Origin of the sequence: Salipaludibacillus sp. HK11 (genome assembly GCF_047795645.1) — a bacterium.
Lineage (GTDB): Bacteria > Bacillota > Bacilli > Bacillales > Salisediminibacteriaceae > Salipaludibacillus.
Genome location: NZ_CP181045.1, coordinates 135,922 through 161,044 on the forward strand (window position 1 = coordinate 135,922; position 25,123 = coordinate 161,044).

Genomic DNA, 25,123 nt, shown 5'->3' on the forward strand with positions numbered 1-25,123 from the left:
TAGCAAAACAGAGGTGAACGGATAGCAACAATAATAACAAATTCATATCCATCGTTTAGACTATCGTTTCACCCTCAACATTTACCTCGTTCGAGCCGATAAAGTAGATAATAGCATGAATGGGAGGAGATTTTTACCCATGGAAATTCAAGGGCAACAAGTAAATGTTCAATCTAAAACGAACGAACGCCCTCTACAAATGAAAGAGGGCGAAGTATATAGAGCTCGAATAGAATCACGTATTTCCGATCGAGAAGCAATAATTTCAGTTCGTGGACAAGAAGTAAAAGCAACATTTGAGGGGAAAGTACCAGATCGCGATCGTGTTAGCGTTCAAGTACAGGAAAGGTCTGCTGAAGGTGTGCGAGTTCGCGAAATTCGCGGTGAGTCACAGCAGAGGAATGGCGGGGCTAGTGGGAGAGAAGGCCAGTCAGCAGAGCGAGTGTTAAGAGACTTGGGTCATCGTCAACCTAGTAATGAGTTGCGCCAGGCGACTCAACGAATGATGGACCGCGGTGTACCACTTACGAGAGAAACAGTGAATGATTTAAATAGATTTCTAGAGTCAGGCCGTGGGACGGAGAGCCAGCGAACACAAACGGTAAACGTCATGGCACAAAAGCGATTAGAACCAACTGGAAACCAGATTCGCGCTGTTCATGAGGCGTTACATGGGACCAAATTATCCGATCAAGTAAAAGAAATTGCTCGAGATGTTCCACGTACAGAAACCGGAAGAGAAGCTGTGCCCCGGGGAGAACGAGCCGAACAAATAAGAACGTCGGAGCGTGCTGTACCAACGAGGGCAGACATAAGCCGGGCGATTGAACAGATCCGAACGGACGCAGGCAGCGGTCGAGACGTAAGAGAACAAGTGCTACAAGTAAGAGAGCAAATCAATCGATTGGGAGATAGAGAAGTGAGAAGAGAGTTGACGGAAGCGTTAAGGTCAGCCGAACGTGGAGAGAGAGTTGAGTCTGGAAGAGAAACAACGATCCGTGGAGAGCGTCCGATACCAGTACCTGTAAGGGTAGACTCAGCAGGTCGAGAGCCACTTCTTCGTGCTGTAGATCAAGTTAGGAGTGCACTTCAAACAGGTCAGAACTTACGACAGTCAATTGAGAACGTGCAACAAGTGGTTCAACGAACCGGAGACGGTGAAGCGCGGCAAATGGTAAACCAATCCTTAAGGGAAATGATTCAAGTCCAAGCTCAGTCAGGAAGAGAAGCTGCATCTGGAAGAATCCAACAATTATCGCAACAACTTAGCCAAACTCAAATTGGGTCCCAGCAAGGGGGGAATACAATTCAATCCCCTTCTCAAGCTCAAGTAACCCAAGTAGCAACTAGTGCGATCGTTCAAGCCTGGTCAACCGCCGTTCAAGATCAACCTAATTTAACAACAGCAGTTGAAGCGATTCGAAATGAGATGGATCAGCACCAACTATCTCGCCCTGTTGCAGAAACACTAGATAGAGCATTAACTCAAGCGATGTCTCAAGTTGATTCAGGAAGAGAGTTAAAAGCTCGGCAAACGGTGATGGATGCACTCAGTCAAGTGGAAAAAATGGTGTCTAGCTCGTCTGAAAACCCACAAATTTCTCAGTCTAAGGCAGAGATGCAAGAATATGTTCGAAATGAGATCGTTCAAGCGACCGGTTTAGCCTCCAAAAATATTTTGATTACGGAAGTGACGGAACGTCTTGCCCAAGCTACAGATGAATTTAAAGCGTTTCAGAGGGACTCATCTAAACAGCTAAATCGGATTGAAATAATGATCCAACAATTTAAACAAAATGCAGTTAAGCAAACGAAACCAATGCTTGATAATGTCATCAAGCAAATGGACCGGGCTATTATGAAGAGTGACTTTATGCTGTTTGCTGATATGAAAACAGAGCGGAAATTACTTGGAGCAAGTAGTCAACTTGCTGATGCAAAGAGAATGCTTGTACAAGGCAAACATTCAGAGGCAAGACAAATCGTCCGACAAGTTCAACAAACGATGAATCAAATGAATTTTCAACCATCGAATCAACGAGTACAACATGTTATCTCAGAAGAGAAACAATGGAGTGAACCTAAAACACCTGTTCATCGTTTATCACAACAAATGGAACAAACATCACGAACGATGCTTCACCAAGATGGGTCTGGTCGTCAAGTTTTTGAAGGATTAAGAGGAATTGGCTTAAATCGTGAGTCTGAACTTGCACAAATTTTTGCAGCTGGTAAAGACATGCCAACCGAAGCACAACAGCGAAACTTAAAATCTATTTTGATGCAAATGGCTCGTGGGGAAGACGAAGGCGCTAAAGGACAACAACAATCGCAACAAGCGTTACAAAACATGACAGGAAATCAGTTGCTAAATAGAAACGACACACAACAAAGCCAAATGCATTTATTTCAAATTCCACTAATGATCAAAGGGGAAAGTGAAAACCTACAAGTTTTCGTCAATTCTAAGAATGAACAAGAATCACTTGATTGGGAAAACTGTAATCTTTATTTTCATATTGATACGAAAAGTCTTGGGCCACTTGGAATTACCCTAAATGTAACCGAGCGTTCATTAAATGTAACTCTGAAGAATGACACGGAAGGTTTCGCTGAAACTGTCGAACCATTAGGTCAAAAATACATTGATCAGCTACATGAAGTCGGCTATAACGTTAACAGGTTAAAAGTTGCACCAATGACAGTGGCAAAATCAGATTCTGATTCAAACAATGAAACTGAAAAAGTGGATGAAAAGGAGAAGTTAGCGATTTTACCAATCATGACGGAGGAAGGGTTTGATTATAAAATATGATAATTTCAAAGCATTTTAACCAAGTAAATCGTAGAAAAATTAACGGCCCCTCCGCTGCTGTGATTCGGTATGATGAAGAAAAAGGGGAAGAGCCAAGAGTGATCGCTTCTGGTAAAGGTTACATTGCGGAACGAATCATGGAATTGGCTAAAGAAAATCACATTCATATGGAAGAAGATCAAATGTTACTTGAGAACCTGATCGACATGGATCTTGGAGAGAACATTCCTCCACAGCTATATGCTGTCATTGCTGAAATCTTATTATTGATAGAAGAAATCGAAAGAAATTATTAACATTTGGAGCCGGCAAGCCGATAATACGATTAGAAACAAGGATGAGCGGTTGAAAACATACACGGATGTAGCAATGTTTTCAGTGGAGGTGACAGACAAAATGATATCAAACGAAGCACTACATAAAAAAACACCGCAGGAAATCACTGCCTTACTGTATGAAGCATGTTTAGACAATTTGGAATTAGCCAAACAAGCGATGGAAACAAAAGATCTGATGGTTGCAAATCAAAAGCTGCAAAAAGCAAATGACATTCTTCATCGTTTAGGTGTAGGAATAAATTATGAAGCAGGTATCGTAGCAGACCAACTAGATTCTCTTTACAATTATCTCGCTGATCGTGTTGTACAAGCAAATTACGAAAAGGATCCAACTATCGTTGACGAAGTAATAAAAAATGTTGAACTAATAGCAACATCTTGGAATACAGCGCAAAAGAAAAATAGTGATAAACAGCCGAAAGCAATGAAACAAAAAGCGAATGCATATGAAAAAAATATCATGTTTGAATAAAAAGGGGAGTTTTACTTATGAAAATTAATAATAATATTCAAGCACTAAACGCGTACCGAAACCTAAATCAAAATCAGAATGCTACGGCTAAAAACTTGGAAAAACTATCATCAGGCTTACGTATTAACCGTGCTTCAGATGATGCTGCAGGATTAGCCATATCTGAAAAAATGCGCTCACAAATTCGTGGTTTGAAAATGGCAGAAAGAAATGCGATGGATGGCATCTCATTAATGCAAACATCCGAAGGTGCGATGCAAGAAACTCATTCAATGCTTCAACGTATGAGAGAGTTAGCTGTTCAAGCAGCAAATGATACAAATACTACAGAAGACCGAGAGCAGATCCAAAAAGAAATTGATCAACTGAAGTTAGAAATTGATAGCATTTCTGAGAAAACAGAGTTTAACACACGGAAGTTACTTGATGGTAGCAGTGCGGTGTTGACAAGTTTTGATAACGCTATGGGAACAACTGGAATTAATGGATTTCCGAAAGTACTTGATGCCAACATTGGAACAGGAGACTATACAGTCGAATTAGAGGATGTCGTTCAATCAATCAATGTTACACAAACGGCCGCTGGAATTGGAAACAACCAAGATGACGTGAGTTTGGCCAATTTTGGTTTGCCTGGTTCTAGTGATATAAAATTTGGGGAATATACGATTTTAATTAGAGAATATGAGGCAGGAACACCAGGAACACCACCAACACCGGGTAGTGCAAGAATTGAAGTCCTAGATCCGGATGGTTTGAGCGTTGGAACCAATGTTGCGGATGTTGGTGAAGGCGGTGAAGAAACTCTTTTAGTTGGAGGATTACAAATAGATGCTACAGTCATAAGTGGTAATGGTACAGTTAAAGTTGAGCTTGAAGCAGAAGCAGATGTGACGCTTTACAAAGGCTCAGATACAGATGGTGACAGAATTCGAACAACACAAACGCTAACCTCTTCAAATGGCGTATTCAAACACGGGGGGATTGAATACCAGTTTAATGCAAACATTAGTGAAGGTGAAGAAACCTTCCGTGTAACTAACAATGCATTAGCATTTCAAATTGGTCCAAATACCAACCAAGATGTGATGATTGATATTCCTCGTATGGATGTCGTTACTTTAGGGATTGATAATATTGATGTAACAACAAATGCAGGTGCTAACGACACAATTTTTAGATTGGACAAAGCAATTAATACACTTTCGGATGCCCGTTCAAAAATGGGGGCGGTCCAAAACCGTATGGAGCACACAATTAATAACCTACAAGTGACGCACGAGAACTTAACGAGTGCGGAGTCTCGTATTCGTGATGCCGATATGGCGCTTGAAATGACGGAGTTTACTCGTAACAACATTTTAAACCAGTCAGCTACAGCAATGCTCGCACAAGCGAACCAATTGCCGCAGGGCGTACTACAGCTCCTTCAATAATGATAATATGATGAAAGGTCGCTCAATGGCCTTTCATTTTCTTTTGAATTGAATGAAATCGTCTCTATCATTTTTTTAGTGAATTCACTATAATGAAATGAGAATATTGCACGAAATGGAGGACCTCTGATGGATGTACAAAAAGTAGGGCGAACCGGCATGAATAAACTGAATCAAAAAAATGCTAGTGGTACAGAAGCGAAAGTATCGTTTCAAGAGATTATGAAACACGGAAGAGACAATGTGCAATATGAACGTCTAGGTCAACTGATGCAAAAGATAGACGACCAAGGGAAAACCTTGTCTGAATCTCGCACAGTTGATGAGCTTCGCAAGTATAAAGGGCTAGTCAAAGAATTCATGGATGACGCGGTGAAGTTAGGCCTTAGCTTAGAGGAACGAAAAGGCTTCAACCGCCGAGGTCGAACGAAAGTATACAAGATCGTCCGTGAGGTAGATCGAAAGCTCCTTGATTTAACAGATGCCGTCATCAAAGATCAGAAAAAAGGACTAGACATACTTAACATGGTCGGAGAAATCCGCGGTTTACTAGTCAACATTTACGCTTAAAAAACCTTACTAGGCTAACTGCCTTGGTGAGGTTTTTATTTCGTAATATGACTTGTTGTGGTTTCGATAGCATGGAAGAATTAAATGATTACAGTGCCTTTCACGAGAGTGACTCAGGATAAATGGAAGGAATGAAGGAGTAGCGTCCCCTTCACGAGAGGTCGACAGGATGAAGGTAAGAAAAGAGAAATTACCGTGCCTTTTTCGAGAGAGCCACAGTCTGAAAGGAAGGAACAAAGAATCAGCGTTCCCTTCACGAGAGAGCCACAGTCTGAAGGGAAGGAACAAAGAATCAGCGTTCCCTTTACGAGAGAGCCACATGCTGAAGGGAAGGAACAAAGAATCAGTGTTCCCTTTACGAGAGAGCCACACGCTGAAGGGAAAGAACAAAGAAATACCATGCCCTTCCCTAGAAATCACCATAACAAAAGTGACGAAGCTATCCTAACTAATTCTGATATGGTTCAATTTCCTTGAATATATACGTTTTCGTAGCGTTTAGTCTCGGTTGAAATTGATTAAAGGCAGCAATCGGATGAATCCGTTTTGTGTTTAGTGAGTACAGCGTTTCGCGATCAATTTTCAAACTGTAAATATATTGGTCTTCTTCATGTCCAGTCGATCGGTCTATGACTTGTTTGTACCTAGATAAGATAACTTCTTGAAGCGTAGGCAAGAAATGAAAGAAAAAGCTAGCTAAATACAATGCGCTACCACCTACCATCAATGTATAATGTTCCCAATGGTCACGTTGCGTTTTGTCTTCTATTTTCTACTTTCCAGATTTCATCACTTTAGCTTGTTTGATTGGCACTACAGCTAACAATCAAGCTCCTTTCTGGTCTCGTGTTGTTATATAGATAAGTGGGATTAGTTGTGTAGTAGTTATCCCTATCATAAAATAGATAGAATACGATGGAAAGGATGATCTTATGTTTCGCCATACGTTTTATTATAAAACAGAAATTCAACAACCAATTTCGGATGTTTGGTCTTTTTTTCAAACGAACGAGAATTTAGCAGCGATTACAGCGTTTCCGAAGATTAATATTTTGGGAGACATCAATGTTTTCGAAGGGGCAATTGTTCACTTACAGCTTGATTTCATTTTCATCAAACTGGAGTGGAAGGGCAAGATAACAAAAGTGGTAGATGAGGCTTATTTTATGGATGAGGCAGAGCAGTTACCATTTCCATTTAAGTCTTGGAAACATGTACATGCATTCAAAAAAATCACGAATGACGAAACCCGTATGATCGATCGTGTCGAGTACGAAGCGTACGTGCCACCTTTTATAGCAAACCTTGTTTTAAAAGGGATGTTTGCGGATCGAAAAAAGCAGTTAAAAAAGAAATTGGGATGAAGGGTACGGCTTATTAAGTTGCCAATTTAGCGTGCTGAGCAGTTTTGTCTTTTCAATTTTACTAAAATAAATCAAATAAAAAAACGAGTGCAAAAAATGCACTCAGGTTGTTCTAATTTAGATTAAGCACGTGATTTTTTTCGTTTATCGTGAAAATATCCATTAAGGTAAGCTAAAATTTTACTACGGGGAATAATACCCATAAAAGCCCCTTGTTTGTTTTCAATACATACAAAAGGATGGTTGATAGATAAAGATAATACTCTTTCAAACGGTGTTTCATCATCTACGCATGCGAAATCAGTAGTCATGAGTTCTAGTACTTTCCATTCACCTAGTTTTTCTAGTTCAATTCTTTCGAGCCCAAGAATGGAATCGAGTATCTGAGCTTTACTTATTAATCCTTTTAACCTATACGACATATCAAGAACTGGGATAGCCGTATACCCTGACTTAACTAATACGAGTAAAGTATGCTCTAAGTTGTTATCTGGCTGAACATGAGCGACGCGTTCAGCAGGAATTAAAAAAGAGCTAATCGAGCGATTTAATACATCGGAATCTTGTAAATTAGGCATTATTATGCACACTTTCTTTATTAGATTTGACCTTCACCTATTTTCACGAACGATGATGTTTCAAACCATATAATACTCCCTCTTATAATGTTAGCGGTAGTACAGAGAAATGTCAAATTATTGTTATCGCTTTCAAGATATTTTATGTCCCTTTTTGGTGTTGTGCTTGTTTCATTGTTTAATCCACTTTACTAATAGACATACTGATAAAAAGGAGTTGATCCGTATGCATAGTAAACAGACGGTACAGTATTTTTGTGAAAAGTATTTATCAGGAAATTGTTATTTTTTTAAACAAGAAATGATCACCTCTTCTTCTTGGAATGACTTGGATTCTCTACAGTGGGGAAGAAAAAGGCCAATTTCAAGTCAGACTTTCCAGTTACGAAAAAAGCAAGGATATAAATGCTATACACTCCAAGTGAACAGGTACCCAGCAAAGGTGTTGCCTTTCAGATAAAATTCCTACATATAAAAAAGTATTGTGATATAAGAAAGGAGGCTGTTCATACAGCCTCGACTTACACTTAGTCTAACCAAAAATTTTCAGGGTTTTTGTCTATTTCTGATTTTATGATCTGTGATGAAGGTACGATTTTAATATTATTTTTTATATAATAGGATTGAGCTTTTTTAATAGCTTGAAAAGTATCTAATCCATAAATGCCAACATGACCAATTCCAATGACAGTTTGATCTTTGTCAGCCAAATCGGCTAATTTGATCGCCATTTCATACACATGCCCTTTAGAAGAAAGCGTATTATCAAGGAATAGATCTCTATTGGCTGATGGGACCCCGAGCTTTTCTGCCACTGATGTTATACAGGAATTGGGATTTGTCCCACTATCCACGAAATAAAGATTATGATCTTTCGCTACTTCGAGAATTGTTGTAATTATTTCTTCATTCTCGACAATTTTAGATCCCATGTGCTGATTAATTCCTTTAGCATGTGGAACATTTTCAATCGCTTCTTCTACGCGATTGCGAACTTCATCAAGACTTAAATCAGCTGTGATTGGTTTTGGACCAAGCCATGATTTCTTACCTTTTTTCGGCTCCATAGGAAGGTGAATGATCACTTCAAATCCTCGATCATTTGCTGTGTTAGCAATATTAGTTGACTGCTCCAAGAAAGGCATTATCGCAACGGTGATTGGAATGTTGCTGTCTAAAAACGCCTCTGTCCCTTTACCAACACCACCGAAATCATCAATAATAATCGCTACGTTTCGCTCTGGTTCTAGAGTGTTTGAAGCTTTAACGGAAGGATCAAAAACAAAGGCGACCAAGTAAATAAAAGTCATAAACATGACAAACGTGCTTCTGTAAATTTGGGATCGATTGAGCATATTTTTTTCCTCCTTCTTAATCAAATGTATCCTTAGTATGCGAATAAAAATTAAATCCATGAAAAAAACCACCGAAAAATTCGGTGGTTTCATTATTTTCGCATTTTAAAGGCTGCATTTAACTGACCACGAAGCATTTTATCACGTACATCTGATTTTTTCATTTCTTCCTTACGAATCTCAAAAGTTTGCATACCGTCTTCCATTTTGTTTGCTATATCTACTAATCTTTCAACATCAGCAAACGAATATTTTCTAGTACCACCTTTGCTTCTTTCAGGATAAATCAATTTACGTTCTTCATAATATCGTATTTGACGTTCTGACAAGCCTGTTAACTCACTTGCTATACCGATACTAATCACTTTTTTATCTTTGTAAGTAGTTGTCAAACGAAACCCCTTCCTTCTTCAACTTCTTTTTCCATACTATATCATGGAACGAAAAAAAAGTTAGGGTTTTTGTGAGATTATCTAACACAAAGAGGTTTTCATTACGTTTGCTTAGTATAGTGATTATTCACTTCTATGTCGCCGTTTTAGTTGTCAATAAGCTTTTTTTCAATTAATTGTTTCAACTCCTGTACCTCTTTTCGAAGTTCAACTACTTCTTCATGGGTATTTTCCACTTCATCTTCAGCAGAATCTGCTTTGTCGACATTATTGACAATAACACCGATGAAAAGGTTAAATACAACAAACGTACCTACCAACACAAAGGCGACGAAATATATCCATGACCATGGAAGGATATGAAATATTGGCCGCATCACTTCACTAGCCCAAGACTCAAGTGTAACAACTTGAAAGAGAGTTAATAACGAAAGTTGGAGGTTCCCAAAGTATTCCGGTGAGACTTGTTGGAATAGCATAGTTCCAATAACCGCAAATATATAAAAAATAATACTCATTAGCAGCATAATGTTTCCTAATGCAGGAATTGTCATAACCAAAGCGTCAACAAGTTTACGCAAAGAAGGGATAACAGATATCGCACGGAAAACTCGTAGTACTCTTAAAATACGTAACACGGTGACGAAATGGGCGCCCATGAAAATATGACCCGCTGCTACGATAATGAAATCAAACCAATTCCAAGAATTTTTGAAAAAATCTCTAATAGTTGGTGCAGCTAACAGCCTAAGTGCAATTTCAACAGTGAAAATCCAAAGTAAGATTTTATCTGTTGTCCAAAAAAAGGATGTGTATTCCGAATAAAGATTAGGATAAGTCTCCATACCAACGATGATGGCATTAATCATGATTAATATAATAATCGAACTAGTAAACCAACGACTCTCGACTAATTGACCTAGTTTTTGTTTCCAAACTGGTAGATTTTTTTGTTTTCGCAAAGTAAATACCTCCAACGATATTTGAGATTGAGTTAATTGCAAACAGATCATTTATTGTGCAAGATTCTATCTTTTCGACTACCAAATGAAAGAGACTGCCCTCATTATAGCTAGGACAGCCTCAAATTTCGTCAGGCTCCATTCGTTGCTTTATCATTTAATAAGATTTTTTGTGATACCTCATATGCACTTGAAAATGATAACTCAGATAATTGTCCTGTGCCTTGGCACCAATCACCTGCAAAATAGGCATTCGGTAATTTTGCGAAATGAGTTGGTAAGCCTCGTTGGTTCATCGACCACCGAACAGCTTGTAAAACTGGTTTCTTCGATGCTCTAGGAATGCTCAACTGTTTTCGCCAACCGTCAAAGTGTTTATCGTAGAACTGTTCCATCCGCAAGATAATTCTTTCATGAGCATCTGGATCATTGATTTCATCTTGACGTAGATAACCTACTGCTTGAAGCAATTGTCCTCCTGGAGGTGCTGCTTCCATGTCGTAGTAGGAAATATCGGTTATGAAAATTTGTCGATCTCTGTCAAAAATATATGTGTAGTCAGACTCAATCCGTTTTTTTAGGCCAATATCATAAAACATGACATATGTAGGTTCGTAATCTGTATAACGATCTAAATCAGCTTTGATTGGAGATTCTAGAAATAACTTTTGCAGTTCTTCGGGCGGAATCGCAAAGATAAATTGATTCGCAGAAAAAGAGTGCTTTTTCGTTTGGACTTGAGACACGAGATTTTTGTCTGTTACAATAGCTGAAACTTTTGTCTTTTCAATAATTTCTCCGCCATTTTCTTTGATGACACGTTTTAATTCGTCAATTAATACTTTCCATCCGCCTTGAATAAAGCTAACAGGGATGCTTGTTCTGAATAATCTTTTGTAATAACTAAAAAAAACATCAGATGGAATGCTATTAGGGTCTCCAGAAAAAAAGTTAGATGTTGCTAAGTTCAACATCATTTCTCTTACTGCGGGACTGATTTTTCGAAGGTCAATCCATTCTTGAATAGATAAATTGGGGTCACCTTTTTCAAATCCAAGAGTTGTAAATAACATATGATAGGCAAATCTAAATTTATCCATACCTTTAAGTAATTTCGTTTGTAATAATCCGCCAACATTGGTTGGGATAACAGAAGTATCTTCCCCCATATCATATTTTGCTTTAAGTTGGGTGTAGTCTTCCCATTGTATATCAAGGTTTAGCTCTTCTTCTATTTTTGTTAAATAAGAGGTGTCCCTAGCATAGATGGCATGGGCGCCAAAGTTGAATTGATACCCTTTTAGTTGTATCGTCATCGCACGTCCTCCAAGTTTACCTCTTTCAAGGAGTACAACTTTCTTGCCCTGATGTGCTAAATACGCCGCGGATGACAGGCCAGCCAATCCACCTCCAACGACGACAACATCGTATTGATTCGTTTTCATTGATGATACCTCCTATGTATGTAAAACACTCTTCTAAGTTTATCATTCGGTTAGTATTCACTGTAGTTATGATGTTATCAATTATATCTTACAATGGAGTGCTTTAAAAGGGGGAGATTGAGGCGAGAGCGGAACTCTCCCTCTAATTCTTTCTCGTATATTAGAGAGGAATAAACGAAGATTACGCATTCGTGTTTCTATTGGTTTTGACAATTCCAGTGCTCTCACCTAACTCCTTTGAACGTTCGTGAGCTCGTTGAATACATTCAATCATCGTTTTTTGTAGCCCTTGCTCTTGCAGTACTTCAAAACCTGCTTCTGTTGTCCCACCAGGACTCATGATTTGTTGATAAAGCATTGCTGGAGATAATTCTTTCTTTTGCACTCGGACGCTTGCTCCGAGTAATGTTTGCGCAACTAAATCCCGTGCTAAATGTTTTTCTATGCCAATTTTGCCTGCAGCGATTTCCATTGATTCCATTAAATAATAAATATAAGCCGGTCCTGTACCAGTCAAAGCAGTCATCGCATCCATTTGTTCTTCAGGAACTTCTGCAGTTTCACCAACTAATTGAAAAAGTTGCTCGATGATGTTTCTTTGTGTTTGGGTGACCCATTTTCCGATTGCGAAAGGGGTCATTGACGCATTAACAATTGCAGAAGTATTTGGAATTGTACGGATAACAGGGACATCAATAGATGGGAAATAGTTTTCCATGCTTTCTGTTGTGACACCAGCCATCACTGAAACTAGTGGGACATTTTTTTCAATCGTATCTTTAAATCTATGTAGTGCACTTTCCCAGTCTTTAGGTTTGCAGGCAAGAATAAACAGGTGGGCGTGTTCAGTTAAGGTCTGTTGGTCGCGTGAAGTTTGAACACCAAATGTGTTAACAAGCTCTTGCAACCGAAGGTCATTGCTATGGTTTGTTACCATAATATTTTCAGGGAGGAGCTTTTTACTTTTTAACCAGCCAGTGATTAAAGCTTCAGCCATAGAACCTGCACCAATCATTGTTACGTTCATATTCATTGTTTTCCCACCTTTTCATTGATAATGACTAAGAAAATAGAGAGTCTTATAAAGTGACTCTGCCAATCTTACATTTGATGTTGAAATTTCTACCAGTATGAGCGTGGATATGGAAATTGTCAACTGTATTAATTAGGGGGCCTTGGACGATATAATGGCTAACGATATATAATGAAGATATCATAATTTTGATAAAGAAAGGGTGTTTCTTTATGTCAAGAACAATATGGACGAAGGAACGAGTAGTTATTACAGGGGCATCAAGCGGGATTGGGAGAGAAATGGCTTTGGAGGTTGCTGAAAAAGGGGCAACACCAATTTTGTTAGCTCGTTCAATAGAAAAACTAAAAGAGATATCCGAGCAAATTTGTAACAACACAGGTGTAGAGGCACCATACTATCGAATGGATGTTACTGACTTAAAAGAAGTGAAAGATACGTTTGAAACGATTTACAAAGAGTATGGGCAGATTACGACACTGATTAATAATGCAGGATTTGGGGTGTTTGATTATGTGATTGATGCTTCGATGGAAGAGGCTGAAGCGATGTTTCAAGTGAATGTTCTTGGTACGATTGCTTGTACAAAAGAAGTGCTTCCTTATATGATAAAAGATCGATCTGGTCACATCATCTTTGTTGCTTCCCAAGCGGCAAAAATTGCTACTGCAAAGGCGAGTGTATATGCAGCAACGAAGCATGCGGTATTAGGTTTTGCAAATGGTCTGAGGTTGGAGTTTCATAATGACCCGATACATATTAGTGTAGTTAATCCAGGTCCGATTCGTACGGAGTTTTTCGCGATTGCAGATGAAACTGGTCAATATGAAAAAAGAATGGCAAAAATGATGCTTGAAGCTGATGTCGTCGCTAAGAAAATTGTAAGGTTGATTAGAAAGCCGAAAAGAGAGTTGAATTTACCGTTATGGATGGGGATAAGCGCAACGTTGTATCAAGTCTTTCCAATTATCGTCGAAAAAATAGCAGGAAAACAACTAAGTCAAAAATAATAAAGTTATTTTTGACTTAGAATATAATTTTCTTGTGAATGTAAGGCCTATATTATATCGTCATATACGAAGTTAGGTAAAAACCTTGATATAACAGGATTATTCTTCAATAAAATTATAGGAATGTAACGGAATGTTCACATAGGATTTACAGAAAAGTGATGGAATTAGTGTATACTTATAATTGTAATTCAGATTAGTTATGCATTTGTTTTTAATAAGAATACCATTAAAAGAGAGGAAGTTTTTACGATGATCGTAAAAGACTTAGTAGAGACAAGAGAACTGTTGACGGAAGAGACAAATGAGAGTACTTTTGTAGTGTATGAGCGCTTTGATAATGTTGATTGTCATTGTGAAGGTCAAAACGTAGAAGAAATTGAATGTGACCCAGAAGAGCGAGTTCAAATTTTGCGTGGTGATCCAGAATCATCCGTGTCATTAAAAAATGTAAAAACCTATTTAGTAGACGAAACATTTCCTACCATTGAAGCAATAGTTAAAGATATCCGCTTAAACCATAGCGAACTTCTACAATAATATAGAACTAAAACCTCTTGGTTAAATCAAGAGGTTTTTCTTTGTTGATTTCTAGTCTATAATAACGGTAACGAGTTAAAAAAAGGGGAGAACTGTTTTGATTAACGTTTTATTTGTTTGTTTAGGAAATATATGCCGATCACCAATGGCAGAGGCGATTTTTCGCGATAGAATAACGAAAGCAGGTTTGACCGATCAGGTCGAAGTCGATTCTGCAGGAACGGGAAATTGGCACGTGGGGAAACGCCCACATGAGGGAACGATAGAAATTTTGGAGAAATATCATGTTGATCACGAACAATTATCAGCGAGACAAGTAGAGAAGACCGATTTGGAGAACTTCGATTACATAATTGCTATGGATGCATCAAATTTAGGAAACCTTCATCGTCTTAAAAACGAAAAACCATCCGGAGAAATTCATCGTTTATTAGATTTTGTTCCTGATGTGAAAACGGAGGACGTGCCAGACCCATACTTTACAGGAAATTTTGTTGAAGTATATGATTTAGTTGATGTAGGGTGTGAAAAATTACTAAGTTACATAAGAGAACAGAAAAACATCTAAATCATTGCTATGAGTGTTGAGAAACCATCCACTTATCTTGCGATAGAAATTCGAACAGTACCACAAAACGACTAAATCATATTGATTTAGTCGTTTTGTTATCAAGAATTAATATATCTACAAGAGAGGAATATCTTTATTCAGTAATACAATAAATATAGTACTCCGATCAAATGACTAAATTAAAATTACTTGTATATGGGACATCCCTAGTTGAATAACATGGTAAAAAGCAAATCGACATTGCTTGAATCATGGAAATGAGGGATGAGTTGTGTGTGGAATAACAGGATGGATTGATTATAAAGTAATGATGAATCCAAAATCTGAAAAAATAGTAAATAAGATGGCAAATACCTTGGCGAAAAGAGGGCCAGATGCTCAGACTACGTGGACCAATGACCACGTGGTTTTTGGTCATACAAGATTGACTGTTGTTGATCCAAAAGGTGGAGGGCAACCAATGACGCGTGTTGTAGGGCAACATAAGTATACAATTTGTTATAATGGCGAGTTGTACAACACAGAAGATTTGCGTAAAGAACTTCAATCACTTGGTTATACATTTCAGTCCCATTCCGACACGGAAGTATTGTTAATGTCCTATATATGTTGGCGTGAGGGGTGTGTGGAAAAATTTAATGGTATTTTTTCCTTTGCTATTTGGGATGGGCAAAGTGACCAACTATTTTTAGCAAGAGATCGTTTAGGAGTTAAGCCATTATTTCTCTATCGTTTAGACGAAGGATGGTTATTCAGTTCAGAAATAAAAGCGATTCTTGCACACCCAGCAGTTAAGCGAGAACTGGAGGATGAGGGTTTACAAGAACTTCTAGCACTTAGTCCTTCTCGCACACCTGGTCACGGCATATTTAAAGGGATGGAGGAGTTGAAAGCTGCTCATTGGATGCGGATATCCAAGAACCAAGTAGACATGCGTCGATATTGGCAAGTGAAAAGCCTCCCACACTATGATTCGATTGAAGAGACAGCAACCAATGTTCGAGAGCTCTTAAAAGATTCCGTGCAACGACAGCTTGTTGCTGATGTTCCTATCTGTACGTTTTTATCAGGTGGGCTTGATTCTAGTGCAATAACAAGATTTGCTGCAGCTTATTTCGAAGAAAAAGGAGAAGGTCCTTTAAAAACCTTTTCAATTGATTACGAAGATAATTCGAAGTATTTTAAGAAAAATAAATTTCAACCAAATGAAGATGCTCCTTGGGTAAAAGTAATGTCTGAGACTTTGGGTACTGACCACCATCGTGCAGTGATAGATCAAGAACAATTGGCCTTTTTACTGCGAGATGCAATGAAAGCTAGAGACTTACCAGGCATGGCCGATATTGATTCCTCGTTACTGTGGTTTTGTGGAGAAGTTCGAAATCAAGCGACAGTTGGCCTTTCAGGTGAATGCGCAGATGAAATATTTGGTGGATATCCATGGTTTCATGATGAAAAGAAGCTAAACAGTGACCTGTTTCCTTGGATGAATTCAGTTGGTGAAAGAGAAAATTTGCTTCAGGTTAAATGGAGGAACCGACTAGGATTGAAGGAGTATGCCAAGTTTCGGTATGCGGAAACCTTACGTGAGGTACCACAATTAGAAGGAGAAACAGGAATCGATGCCAAAAGGAGAAGCATGTTTTATGCAAACATGGTGTGGTTTATGCCGACACTTTTAGATAGAAAAGATCGCATGAGCATGGGGAAAAGTTTAGAAGTGCGAGTACCATTTGCTGATCATCGATTAGTAGAGTATGTGTGGAACATCCCTTGGGAGATGAAGATGTTAGGCGGGCGAGAGAAAGGTATCTTAAGGAAAGCATTAGAAGGTCTTCTGCCAGATGATATTCTGTATCGAAAGAAAAGTCCTTACCCTAAAACACACCACCCCACTTATCGAAAATTGGTGACATCAGCGTTGAAAGATAGGGTCGATAAAAAAGACTCCCCACTGTTTGATGTGCTGGATTATCACCAAATAAAAACTTTGGTTGAGACAGAAGGAGAATCATTTAAAACGCCTTATTTTGGGCAACTAATGACGGGACCGCAACTAATTGCTTACTTGCTTCAGCTTGATATGTGGATGACAGATTACAATGTACGGTTACCAGTTTAATAGTAATGTTCATGGGAGTGTTAACGTTCTACGCGATTAATGCATGAAAAATTCGTATCTTGTTATGTCGCGTAGGATACCTCCCTGGTTTTGCTAAATACTACAAAAATATAATATAAATACTTTCAAAATAGAGGAATTTCTATCTCCATTCTCGAATGTAATATATTGTAGTAAAATTCGAAACGGGGAGGTATATTCATGAATCTAGGAGGCTATAGGAACCACGAAGCCTGGGTTGATTTGTCAAAAGGTACAGTTGAATATCGCCAGTTGAATGAAGAAGATTTGCGCAACTATGTTGGTGCAAGGGGATTAGGCGTCAAGTACATGGTAGACAATGGAGTTTACGATGTTGAGCCTTTTTCACCGGAAAACATTCTTGCAGTAATGACAGGACCTTTGACTGGTACAAGAATTCATATGAGCGGCCGTTTATGTACAGTTACCAGGTCACCATTAACAGGAACAGTTACTGATTCTCACATGGGTGGTTGGACAGCAGCAAGGTTGAAATGGGCAGGCTTTGATAACTTAATTTTCACTGGAAAAAGTGACAAGCCTGTATATTTGTATGTTGAAGATGGAAAAGCAGAATTAAAAGATGCTAGTTCATTATGGGGAAAAGGCGTACGGCCTACCATCAAAGCATTGGAAGATCTATATGGTGAGAAAGATACGAGTGTGATGTCGATTGGACAAGGTGGAGAAAATCTGATCCGTTATGCTGGTTGGATGAATGAAGATGATCGAGCAGCAGGCAGAGGTGGAACTGGTGCTGTAGCAGGATCAAAAAATCTCAAAGCAATTGTCATTAAAGCAACACAACGAGGGAATATGCCACAACCCGCACTTCCTGATAAATATAAAACTGCTGTAAAAGCTGGTTTGAAAGCGCTTAACGAAGGGGCGTTGACTGCACCTAATAAAGGTGGTTTATCTGTTTACGGTACAAACGTGCTAATGAACATTATTAATGAGTCAGGTGCACTACCAACGAATAACTCGCAAACAACTGTCTCTGAACATGCTGAAGCAGTGAGCGGAGAAACAGTTCGAACGGAAATGCTTGTTGGTGAACCGACTTGCCATGCATGTCCTGTGGCCTGTAAAAAGGAAGTAGAAGTGACAGAAGGTAAATATAAGGTGAAAGTGGAAAGCTTTGAGTTTGAATCCGCGTGGGCACTAGGGCCAAACTGTGGATCAGGGAACAAAGAAGCGGTCGCCTTTATGATAGATCGCTGTAACGAATATGGTATTGATACGATTGAACTCGGTCATTGCTTCTCTGTCGCAATGGAAGCATATGAGAAAGGGCTTATTACAGAGCGTTTGGACTGGGGCGATGTCGATACGATGATAGAGTGGATTGAAAAAATCATTCACCGAAAAGGAATTGGTGATATTCTTGCAGAAGGTCCAGGGCGTGCTGCTGTTGCCTTTGGAAATGGTGAATTAGCGATGGTTTCTAAAAACCAATCGATTCCAGCGTATGATCCACGTGGAATTCAAGGAATTGGGTTAGGATATGCTACAAGTAATCGAGGCGCCTGTCATTTAAGAGGTTATTCGGTATCAGCAGAGATTGCAGGACTTCCAGAACCAGTCGATCGATTAGCTGTAGAAGGCAAAGGAGGATTGTTGAAAACATTCCAAGACCTTCATGCTTTTTCTGATTCATTAGATCTTTGTAAATTCTCCGCGTTTTCAGAAAATGCTGATCTATATGCGGAGCAATATACCGCAGTTGTAGGCATTGAACTGAATGCCGATGACATCATGAAAATTGGTGAGCGTGTCTACAATATAGAACGGTATTTCAACAACAAGGCTGGGTTTGTTGGTAAAGATGATAGCCTACCCGAGCGTTTCTTGAATGAAAAAGCAGGTGGAAACTCAAAAGGATCTGTTTCTCATCTACCAGAAATGCTGATTGAATACTATCAGGTTCGTGGTTGGGAAGACGGCGTCGTTCCACCAGAGAAATTAAAAGAGTTAAATATTTCAACTGTTGGTGCGTAGGAGAGGGATAGAATTTTCTTTTTGCTTCGGATTAGATATATTAACTAGACACAATGGATAAAAGACCTCTCTGCTCGTGAAACTTGCAGAGAGGGCACTTTTGTAAGGGATTGAGGTGATAAAAACAGGGAAATTCGTTTTTCACTTTTCGACTCAAAATAAAGCGAATAGCTATAAAAGATCTTTGAGAAAGACCTGAAAACACTATGTGCCATTATATGCATCATTTTTGTAAATGAGATTTTATCGTGTCTATCATTGTGTTTTGTGTTTTGACACGGGCATACCTTTTGTCATTTCCTTCTATGATCGTCCATGGAGCATGGGGGATAGATGTTTTTTGTAACATGTCTTCCACTGCAACTTCATACTGATCCCACTTCTCACGGTTTCGCCAATCATCATCTGTCAGTTTCCATTGCTTTAGATAATGCTCTTGACGTTCAATAAAACGTTCATATTGCTCATCTTTACTAATGTGGAACCAAAATTTATGAATGATATGCCCATCATCATGTAATAGCTTTTCAAACTGGTTTATTTCATCATAGGCTCGCAACCATTCTTCATTAGACGCAAACCCTTCGACTCTTTCGACTAAAACTCTTCCGTACCAAGAACGATCAAACAAAGCAATTTGACCTTTAGCAGGGAGACGGTTCCAAAAACGGTGCAAATAATGATAGTCATGTTCTTCAGATGTCGGAGCACCGATCGGATGAACTTGAAAACCACGTGGATCAATTTTTCTCGTTATTCTTTTAATGGCACCACCTTTACCTGCAGCATCCCACCCTTCAAACACAAATACACAAGGAATTTCTTTCTCGAAAATGTTTTGTTGTAAATATAATAACTCCTTCTGCGCTTTCTTCAACCTCTTCTTATATTCTGATTTTGACTCAATTCTCTTTGATAAATCAACGGATTCTAATAGCTTACTCACTGGCATCACCTCTTAGTTTATTATTGGATTTTCTTTAATCTTGACCGGGAGTTGAACCTTTTTTTGCACGGTAATGGATGGCGTTGATTTCTGCACCAATAACAAGAATGTTTCCAATAAGGAAGAACCAGACCATTAAGATAACAACGCCACCAAGACTTCCGTATGTCTCGGAATAACTGGCGAAATTACTAATGTATATAGAAAAGCCTAAAGACATCAGTTGCCATGCAATCGTAGTAAATGCGGCGCCAGGCAAGGCATATTTAAATGGAATTTTTATATTAGGTGCAATATAATAAAGCGATGCAACCACCGTAGCTATGATCACAATACTCACGGTCCAGCGAAGAATCTGGAAAAGGATTTCCGTTTCTTCTGGGAGTGTAACGATAGAATCAACAAATGCAATAATTGCATTTCCGAATACTGGAAGTATTAATGCGATAATCATCGCAACAATCAAACCGAGAGTCAAACCGGTTGATACTAATCGAGCTTTCCAAAAAGATCGTATTTCTGTTACATTGTAGGCTTCATTTTGTGCTTTAATGAACGCATTCATTCCATTTGATGCTGTCCAAATAGTGGCTATGATACCCACCGTCAGAAGTCCACCTTGAGGCACCGTAAGTATACTGACTATTTGTTCTTGGAAAATTTCTCCTAACTCTCCGGGCATGATCGCTTCAATTGCCTGAATAGCGGTGTCTGTATTAATGTTTAAATAAGGAAGAATCGCTAATAGTAAAATAAGTAAAGGAATTAAAGACAACAAATAATAATATGCTTGTGCTGCCGCCAGGAGGGGGACATTATCCTTTGAGAATTCCTTCATTAATTCTTTTAGATACCAGACCAACTTTTTCATTAAAACCACCCCAGAAATTTAATATTATTAAATGAATTTTATTTAGACATACTGTAATAGTGGAAGTAGTTTATGTAAGATAAGTCCTAAAAAATGAAAGTGACTTCTAATAACGACACTTTGTTGTAATGATTATAACAGGAATAAGGAAAAAATTGTGAGTAAAACGATAACTTAACTAATACAAGAAACTCGTTTAGAGAACAATCAGAAATATTCTTTTCGATGATGCGTTCAAGATATATTCTTATACATATATGTAATTTGAATTCATAATACAGGGTTATTCTGGACATATTAAGGAACATATATTAAGTACATACAGAAAGGAGTATTTTATGAATGCGGAAGAAGTTATTAAATTGTCATCTGCTGAAATTAGTCATTTGTGGACGACATATATGAATGATAGTGGGGGCATTTGTCATTTAGTCCATGAACTTAATATTGTTGAAGATGAAGAAATTAAAACCCTGTTACAAGATGTTTTGAATATTTCACAGTCACATATTGAAAAATTAATAGAGATATTCAATAAAGAAAATTTTCCTATCCCGCATGGATTCAAATTAGACGAAGATGTCGATGTCGATGCGCCTCGATTGTTTTCTGACGAATATGCTTTAAATTCTGTTAATGAATTTGGGAGAATGGGCCTGAATGCATATAGTGTAGCTTTGTCTACAGCACTTAGAGAAGATGTATATACTTTTTTTAGTAATTGTCTAAGTGAATCGGATGAAATAATTAAGAAATCGAATGAATTATTATTAGCAAAGGGACTGTATGTTAAATCCCCAAATCTTTCAATACCTGAGAATATTGATTATGTGGAGGATAAAAGTTTCCTTGCTGGCTTTTTCACAGATAAAAGACCTCTAATCAGTACAGAAATTACAAACTTATATACAAATTTTAAAAGAAATGCTTTAGGGGCAGCGACGATGATTGGATATAGTCAGGTTGCAGAAAATAAGGATGTCGTTGATTATATTGTGAAAGGCAAAAAAATTGCGGAAAAACATTGTGAAATTTTTGGGGATCTTTTAAAAGACAATGATCTACCATGTCCAACGATGCTGGGGGCAGAAGTGACAGATTCAACGTCCTATACGTTTTCTGATAGGAAAATGATGTATTACACTACAGTCTTAATTGCCGTTAGTATTGGATACTATGGAAGTAGCCTAGCGATGAGTCCAAGAAGGGATATTGGCCTTATGTACACGAGGCTAAGTGTGGAAATTATGAAATATGCTGATGAGGGCGCTAGAATTTTGATTAAACACGGGTGGATGGAAGAACCACCACGTTCATTGGATCGGGATGAGTTAGTAAAAAAGTAATAGTAAATGGAAGAGGATCTGCTCGATGTCATTATTAAAGTGTCGTTGTACGAAAATATAGAACTGTGAAAGACTAACCAATATGTATAGCAATATTGGTTAGTCTTTTTTCGTTTATCGAGCAATTTTTTATTCATTAAAGTAGTAGTCCAAATTGATCTAGTTTTGTCGAAAAATAAAGGATTATCATGTATTTAGACATTTTGTTAATCAAATCCAAAAACGTATACGTTAGTATAGTACTCTAGTTTTTACCACGGTGCTAGTCTTAATTAGAGTACAAAAAACCAAATAGGAGGAAGAGTATATGTTGTTTAAAAAGAAATGGAAAACTGTAGGGGCTTTGATCTTTTTACTTGTGTTAACACTAGCGATACCAATGGCAGCAAGTTCTGAAGAAAATGGACTTATTGTGACAGACATGGCTGAAGTTAATGCTGAACAATTGGTTGAGAGTTTACTAGGTGGTAGTGTTGAGGTTGTTGATATCAATCTAATTAATGTCGAAGAATCAGCAGGTTATTTTACGGGAGGTGATGGCATTATTGGCTTTGATCAGGGTGTTATTTTGAGCACTGGTTCCGTACATAATGTCGTCGGGCCGAATACATCCAATTCAATCTCATATACAACAGGTTTAGATGGGGATCCTGATCTAGATGAATTAATTCCTGGGAACACTTTAGATGCTACAGTTCTTGAATTCGAATTTATACCTCAGACTGATTATATAACCTTTGAATATGTATTTGCATCTGATGAATATAATCAATATGTTAACTCTAATTTTAATGATGTTTTTGGTTTTTATATAAATGGAGAAAACGAAGCATTGATTCCTGGAACAGATATTCCTGTTTCCATTAACAATGTTAATGGAGGTAATCCGTACGGGACAGATGCTTCAAATCCTGAATACTTCAGAAATAACTCGCGATCAGATCCCGGTCCAGCAACAATTAACACTGAGATGGACGGGCTTACTGTAGTTCTTACTGTTGAAGCAGAAGTTGCTGCAGGAGAGGTGAATACTATTAAAATGGCGATAGCGGATGTAGTTGACAGACAATATGATTCGAATGTATTTATTAGAGCGGGAAGTTTTACAGACCAAAAGGCCCCACCGACGTTTCCGTTTGGAGAATGTCTATCAGGTGATTGTACAGTTGCGGATGAGGATTTGACCATTGAACCTGTATGTACAGAAGAAAAAGGAGTCTATGGATGGGTAATTAACAACCCTAATGATGAAGATATTGAAGTGAAATGGGGTCTTAATTCTGAAGATGCGATAGGAATGACTGTCGCTGAACCAGGCGAAACGATGATTACTACTTCTACTGATTTGGGAGATACGATTCATCTTGAGTTCCCATTTTCGGAAATTGTAGCGAAACCTGTAAGCAAAGAGAAAAACGCTGAAAATGAAAAAGCTGTACTTTTAGCTGATAGTGAATACGGAGAAGAAGATAACGGAGAGAATGGTGACTCTGAGGAAAACGGAGAAGAAGATAACGAAGAGATTGTTGACTCCGTAGGAAACGGAGAAGAAGATAACGGAGAGAATGGTGACTCTGAGGAAAACGGAAAAGAAGAGAACGAAGAGATTGTTGACTCCGTAGGAAACGGAGAAGAAGATAACGGAGAGAATGGTGACTCTGAGGAAAACGGAGAAGAAGATAACGGAGAGAATGGTGATTCCGAGGAAAATGGAGAAGTAGAGAATGAAGAAAATGGTGACTCTGGAGAAAATACTTATAGCTTTAAATTTGCTAGTGCTACACATGACCTTGAATGTTATGAAAAGATAGAAGAAGTAGTAGTAGTTGAAAAGCAACAGAATGGCAAAAAAGAAGAAAAAGGTGAGCGAGAGCCTGAAACTGTTGTCGGTGGGAAACTACCTGTGACGTCTAGTCCGTGGTATAACGTTTTAGTTCTAAGTACCTTAACATTTTTTGTTTCTGGAATTGTCATGGTGCATCGAATGAGAAAAAGGTTGCAAATTAATTAAAATAAGAAAAGTGAGGAGAAAATAGTGACAAAAAATCCAAAAATTAACTGGATAATAGCAAGCATTTTCTTTGTCTCGCTCATCGTTATCATTTCATCAGCTTCTCATATTTATTTAGGCGCAAGTAATGTAGAGGAATCTTTAGACGAATGGAATGAAAAAATTGAATTAAGCAATCAGGACAACCTTGAGATTGACGATCTTTTTCAAGAAGATGTAGAAGAAAAAAAAAGTCAACGAGATCGTAAAAGTTATAGTAAGAAGGAAGAGAATCTAGTTAATAGTAAAGCTGCTCAAGAAGATGGTTTTCTTCCAATCTATGAAAAACGACCTGAACGTGGAGAAGTTATTGGCAAAATATATATACCAAAGTTAAATAGAGAATTGCCGATCATTCACGGATCAGATGATGATGAATTAGATCGTGGTGTTGGTCATTTTATCGGTAGTGTCTTACCAGGTGAAAATGACAACACAGTTCTAGCTGGGCACCGTGATACTGTTTTCCAATCACTTGGGCAAGTGGGTGCTGGTGATCAAATTGAAATTGAGACGCAAGCAGGATATTTTGTTTATGAAATCTTTGAAGAACGTATTGTCGATGAAGATGATCGAACGGTTATTGTCCCTTATGATGAGCCAATACTCACGTTGGTTACTTGTTATCCATTTGATTTCATTGGAGCAGCGCCAGAACGGTATATATTAACAGGGAAATTAATCGAAGCAAATGGTGAAAGTATCGGTTAAGAGACCGGGTAAGGTAGACTGTTTCTTGAAGAAGGACAGCCTGCTAGTAAGTGTAAGAATATTTGAAAGGGTAGACCATTTGGAGTGTATGATCTATGCACGTCAAATGGTCTTATTTATGCATCCGGTGATTCAAAAGCTACTATGTAGGCTAATTCAACAGTTTTAGGAAAA

At 38.2% G+C, this 25,123-nt stretch carries 23 protein-coding genes; 14 read left to right on the forward strand and 9 right to left on the reverse strand.

Annotation, left to right across the window (positions count from 1 at the left end; translation table 11 throughout):
- The first annotated feature begins 139 nt into the window (after positions 1-139).
- The 5 genes from ACM26V_RS00905 (at position 140) to ACM26V_RS00925 (ending at position 5,631) form a co-directional block, all read left to right on the forward strand.
- Positions 140-2,815 carry a hypothetical protein gene (locus ACM26V_RS00905; RefSeq protein ID WP_416149586.1) on the forward strand — a complete coding sequence of 892 codons (2,676 nt, stop codon included), beginning with the start codon at positions 140-142 and terminating at the stop codon, positions 2,813-2,815.
- Complete coding sequence (locus ACM26V_RS00910; protein WP_416149587.1) at positions 2,812-3,111, forward strand: EscU/YscU/HrcU family type III secretion system export apparatus switch protein; 300 nt, start codon at positions 2,812-2,814, stop codon at positions 3,109-3,111. The genes ACM26V_RS00905 and ACM26V_RS00910 overlap by 4 nt, the downstream gene beginning before the upstream one ends.
- Before the next feature lie 49 nt (positions 3,112-3,160).
- Positions 3,161-3,625, forward strand: a complete 465-nt coding sequence (gene fliS, locus ACM26V_RS00915) for a flagellar export chaperone FliS (RefSeq protein ID WP_416149588.1) — start codon at positions 3,161-3,163, stop codon at positions 3,623-3,625.
- A gap of 17 nt (positions 3,626-3,642) precedes the next feature.
- Positions 3,643-5,061, forward strand: a complete 1,419-nt coding sequence (locus ACM26V_RS00920; RefSeq protein WP_416149589.1) for a flagellin — start codon at positions 3,643-3,645, stop codon at positions 5,059-5,061.
- Between the two features lie 129 nt (positions 5,062-5,190).
- On the forward strand, positions 5,191-5,631 hold the full coding sequence (locus ACM26V_RS00925) for a YaaR family protein (protein ID WP_416149590.1): 441 nt from the start codon (positions 5,191-5,193) through the stop codon (positions 5,629-5,631).
- A gap of 448 nt (positions 5,632-6,079) precedes the next feature.
- On the opposite strand, the gene ACM26V_RS00930 is transcribed toward ACM26V_RS00925, so the two are convergent.
- A complete protein-coding gene (locus ACM26V_RS00930) occupies positions 6,080-6,337 on the reverse strand; it encodes a hypothetical protein (protein ID WP_416149591.1) in 258 nt (85 codons plus the stop codon).
- A 226-nt stretch (positions 6,338-6,563) separates the two neighbouring features.
- On the opposite strand from ACM26V_RS00930, the gene ACM26V_RS00935 reads away from it, so the two are divergent.
- Complete coding sequence (locus tag ACM26V_RS00935) at positions 6,564-6,995, forward strand: SRPBCC family protein (RefSeq protein ID WP_416149592.1); 432 nt, start codon at positions 6,564-6,566, stop codon at positions 6,993-6,995.
- Positions 6,996-7,117: 122 nt separating this feature from the next.
- On the opposite strand, the gene cbpB is transcribed toward ACM26V_RS00935, so the two are convergent.
- From cbpB to proC, 6 genes are all read right to left on the reverse strand, one after another.
- Positions 7,118-7,573, reverse strand: coding sequence for a cyclic-di-AMP-binding protein CbpB (gene cbpB / locus ACM26V_RS00940; protein WP_416149593.1), 456 nt, complete (start codon positions 7,571-7,573; stop codon positions 7,118-7,120).
- A gap of 527 nt (positions 7,574-8,100) precedes the next feature.
- Positions 8,101-8,928, reverse strand: coding sequence for a divergent polysaccharide deacetylase family protein (locus ACM26V_RS00945; RefSeq protein WP_416149594.1), 828 nt, complete (start codon positions 8,926-8,928; stop codon positions 8,101-8,103).
- A gap of 92 nt (positions 8,929-9,020) precedes the next feature.
- Positions 9,021-9,320 (reverse strand): MerR family transcriptional regulator, encoded by a 300-nt coding sequence (locus ACM26V_RS00950; protein WP_416149595.1) that lies wholly within the window; start codon positions 9,318-9,320, stop codon positions 9,021-9,023.
- Between the two features lie 146 nt (positions 9,321-9,466).
- Positions 9,467-10,282: an ion transporter gene (locus tag ACM26V_RS00955; protein ID WP_416149596.1), complete on the reverse strand. Its 816-nt coding sequence runs from the start codon at positions 10,280-10,282 to the stop codon at positions 9,467-9,469.
- A gap of 131 nt (positions 10,283-10,413) precedes the next feature.
- The gene (locus ACM26V_RS00960) at positions 10,414-11,727 is read right to left on the reverse strand and encodes a phytoene desaturase family protein (RefSeq protein ID WP_416149597.1); all 1,314 of its coding nucleotides are present in this window, start codon (positions 11,725-11,727) and stop codon (positions 10,414-10,416) included.
- Between the two features lie 181 nt (positions 11,728-11,908).
- Positions 11,909-12,760 (reverse strand): pyrroline-5-carboxylate reductase, encoded by an 852-nt coding sequence (proC, locus tag ACM26V_RS00965; protein ID WP_416149598.1) that lies wholly within the window; start codon positions 12,758-12,760, stop codon positions 11,909-11,911.
- Between the two features lie 212 nt (positions 12,761-12,972).
- On the opposite strand from proC, the gene ACM26V_RS00970 reads away from it, so the two are divergent.
- From ACM26V_RS00970 to ACM26V_RS00990, 5 genes are all read left to right on the forward strand, one after another.
- Positions 12,973-13,770, forward strand: a complete 798-nt coding sequence (locus ACM26V_RS00970) for an SDR family NAD(P)-dependent oxidoreductase (RefSeq protein WP_416149599.1) — start codon at positions 12,973-12,975, stop codon at positions 13,768-13,770.
- 252 nt (positions 13,771-14,022) lie between these two features.
- Entirely contained in the window at positions 14,023-14,310 is a 288-nt protein-coding gene (locus ACM26V_RS00975) for a hypothetical protein (protein WP_416149600.1), read from the forward strand.
- 97 nt (positions 14,311-14,407) lie between these two features.
- On the forward strand, positions 14,408-14,878 hold the full coding sequence (locus tag ACM26V_RS00980) for a low molecular weight protein-tyrosine-phosphatase (RefSeq protein WP_416149601.1): 471 nt from the start codon (positions 14,408-14,410) through the stop codon (positions 14,876-14,878).
- A gap of 274 nt (positions 14,879-15,152) precedes the next feature.
- Positions 15,153-17,003 (forward strand): asparagine synthase (glutamine-hydrolyzing), encoded by a 1,851-nt coding sequence (gene asnB, locus ACM26V_RS00985; RefSeq protein ID WP_416149602.1) that lies wholly within the window; start codon positions 15,153-15,155, stop codon positions 17,001-17,003.
- Positions 17,004-17,204: 201 nt separating this feature from the next.
- Complete coding sequence (locus tag ACM26V_RS00990) at positions 17,205-19,025, forward strand: aldehyde ferredoxin oxidoreductase family protein (protein ID WP_416149603.1); 1,821 nt, start codon at positions 17,205-17,207, stop codon at positions 19,023-19,025.
- Between the two features lie 223 nt (positions 19,026-19,248).
- Here the strand turns inward: ACM26V_RS00990 and ACM26V_RS00995 are convergent, their stop codons facing one another.
- Together ACM26V_RS00995 and ACM26V_RS01000 are read right to left on the reverse strand one after the other, a co-directional pair.
- Positions 19,249-19,971 (reverse strand): polyphosphate kinase 2 family protein, encoded by a 723-nt coding sequence (locus ACM26V_RS00995; protein WP_416149604.1) that lies wholly within the window; start codon positions 19,969-19,971, stop codon positions 19,249-19,251.
- Positions 19,972-20,005: 34 nt separating this feature from the next.
- Positions 20,006-20,842, reverse strand: a complete 837-nt coding sequence (locus ACM26V_RS01000) for a YihY/virulence factor BrkB family protein (RefSeq protein WP_416149605.1) — start codon at positions 20,840-20,842, stop codon at positions 20,006-20,008.
- 338 nt (positions 20,843-21,180) lie between these two features.
- Here ACM26V_RS01000 and ACM26V_RS01005 point away from each other — a divergent pair, with 338 nt between their 5' ends.
- The 3 genes from ACM26V_RS01005 to ACM26V_RS01015 all read left to right on the forward strand — a co-directional run bounded on the left by ACM26V_RS01005 (position 21,181) and on the right by ACM26V_RS01015 (position 24,949).
- On the forward strand, positions 21,181-22,188 hold the full coding sequence (locus ACM26V_RS01005) for a DUF3231 family protein (RefSeq protein ID WP_416149606.1): 1,008 nt from the start codon (positions 21,181-21,183) through the stop codon (positions 22,186-22,188).
- Positions 22,189-22,495: 307 nt separating this feature from the next.
- A complete protein-coding gene (locus ACM26V_RS01010) occupies positions 22,496-24,199 on the forward strand; it encodes a choice-of-anchor L domain-containing protein (RefSeq protein WP_416149607.1) in 1,704 nt (567 codons plus the stop codon).
- A 24-nt stretch (positions 24,200-24,223) separates the two neighbouring features.
- Positions 24,224-24,949: a class D sortase gene (locus ACM26V_RS01015; RefSeq protein ID WP_416149608.1), complete on the forward strand. Its 726-nt coding sequence runs from the start codon at positions 24,224-24,226 to the stop codon at positions 24,947-24,949.
- Positions 24,950-25,123: the final 174 nt, after the last annotated feature.

Bases quoted from the DNA above. Each gene is read 5' to 3' on its own strand.
- ACM26V_RS00905 (WP_416149586.1), top strand. From the start codon at position 140: ATGGAAATTCAAGGGCAACAAGTAAATGTTCAATCTAAAACGAACGAA.
- ACM26V_RS00910 (WP_416149587.1), top strand. From the start codon at position 2,812: ATGATAATTTCAAAGCATTTTAACCAAGTAAATCGTAGAAAAATTAAC.
- ACM26V_RS00920 (WP_416149589.1), top strand. From the start codon at position 3,643: ATGAAAATTAATAATAATATTCAAGCACTAAACGCGTACCGAAACCTA.
- ACM26V_RS00925 (WP_416149590.1), top strand. From the start codon at position 5,191: ATGGATGTACAAAAAGTAGGGCGAACCGGCATGAATAAACTGAATCAA.
- ACM26V_RS00935 (WP_416149592.1), top strand. From the start codon at position 6,564: ATGTTTCGCCATACGTTTTATTATAAAACAGAAATTCAACAACCAATT.
- cbpB (WP_416149593.1), bottom strand. From the start codon at position 7,573: ATGCCTAATTTACAAGATTCCGATGTATTAAATCGCTCGATTAGCTCT.
- ACM26V_RS00945 (WP_416149594.1), bottom strand. From the start codon at position 8,928: ATGCTCAATCGATCCCAAATTTACAGAAGCACGTTTGTCATGTTTATG.
- ACM26V_RS00960 (WP_416149597.1), bottom strand. From the start codon at position 11,727: ATGAAAACGAATCAATACGATGTTGTCGTCGTTGGAGGTGGATTGGCT.
- proC (WP_416149598.1), bottom strand. From the start codon at position 12,760: ATGAATATGAACGTAACAATGATTGGTGCAGGTTCTATGGCTGAAGCT.
- ACM26V_RS00970 (WP_416149599.1), top strand. From the start codon at position 12,973: ATGTCAAGAACAATATGGACGAAGGAACGAGTAGTTATTACAGGGGCA.
- ACM26V_RS00975 (WP_416149600.1), top strand. From the start codon at position 14,023: ATGATCGTAAAAGACTTAGTAGAGACAAGAGAACTGTTGACGGAAGAG.
- ACM26V_RS00990 (WP_416149603.1), top strand. From the start codon at position 17,205: ATGAATCTAGGAGGCTATAGGAACCACGAAGCCTGGGTTGATTTGTCA.
- ACM26V_RS01000 (WP_416149605.1), bottom strand. From the start codon at position 20,842: ATGAAAAAGTTGGTCTGGTATCTAAAAGAATTAATGAAGGAATTCTCA.
- ACM26V_RS01005 (WP_416149606.1), top strand. From the start codon at position 21,181: ATGAATGCGGAAGAAGTTATTAAATTGTCATCTGCTGAAATTAGTCAT.
- ACM26V_RS01010 (WP_416149607.1), top strand. From the start codon at position 22,496: ATGTTGTTTAAAAAGAAATGGAAAACTGTAGGGGCTTTGATCTTTTTA.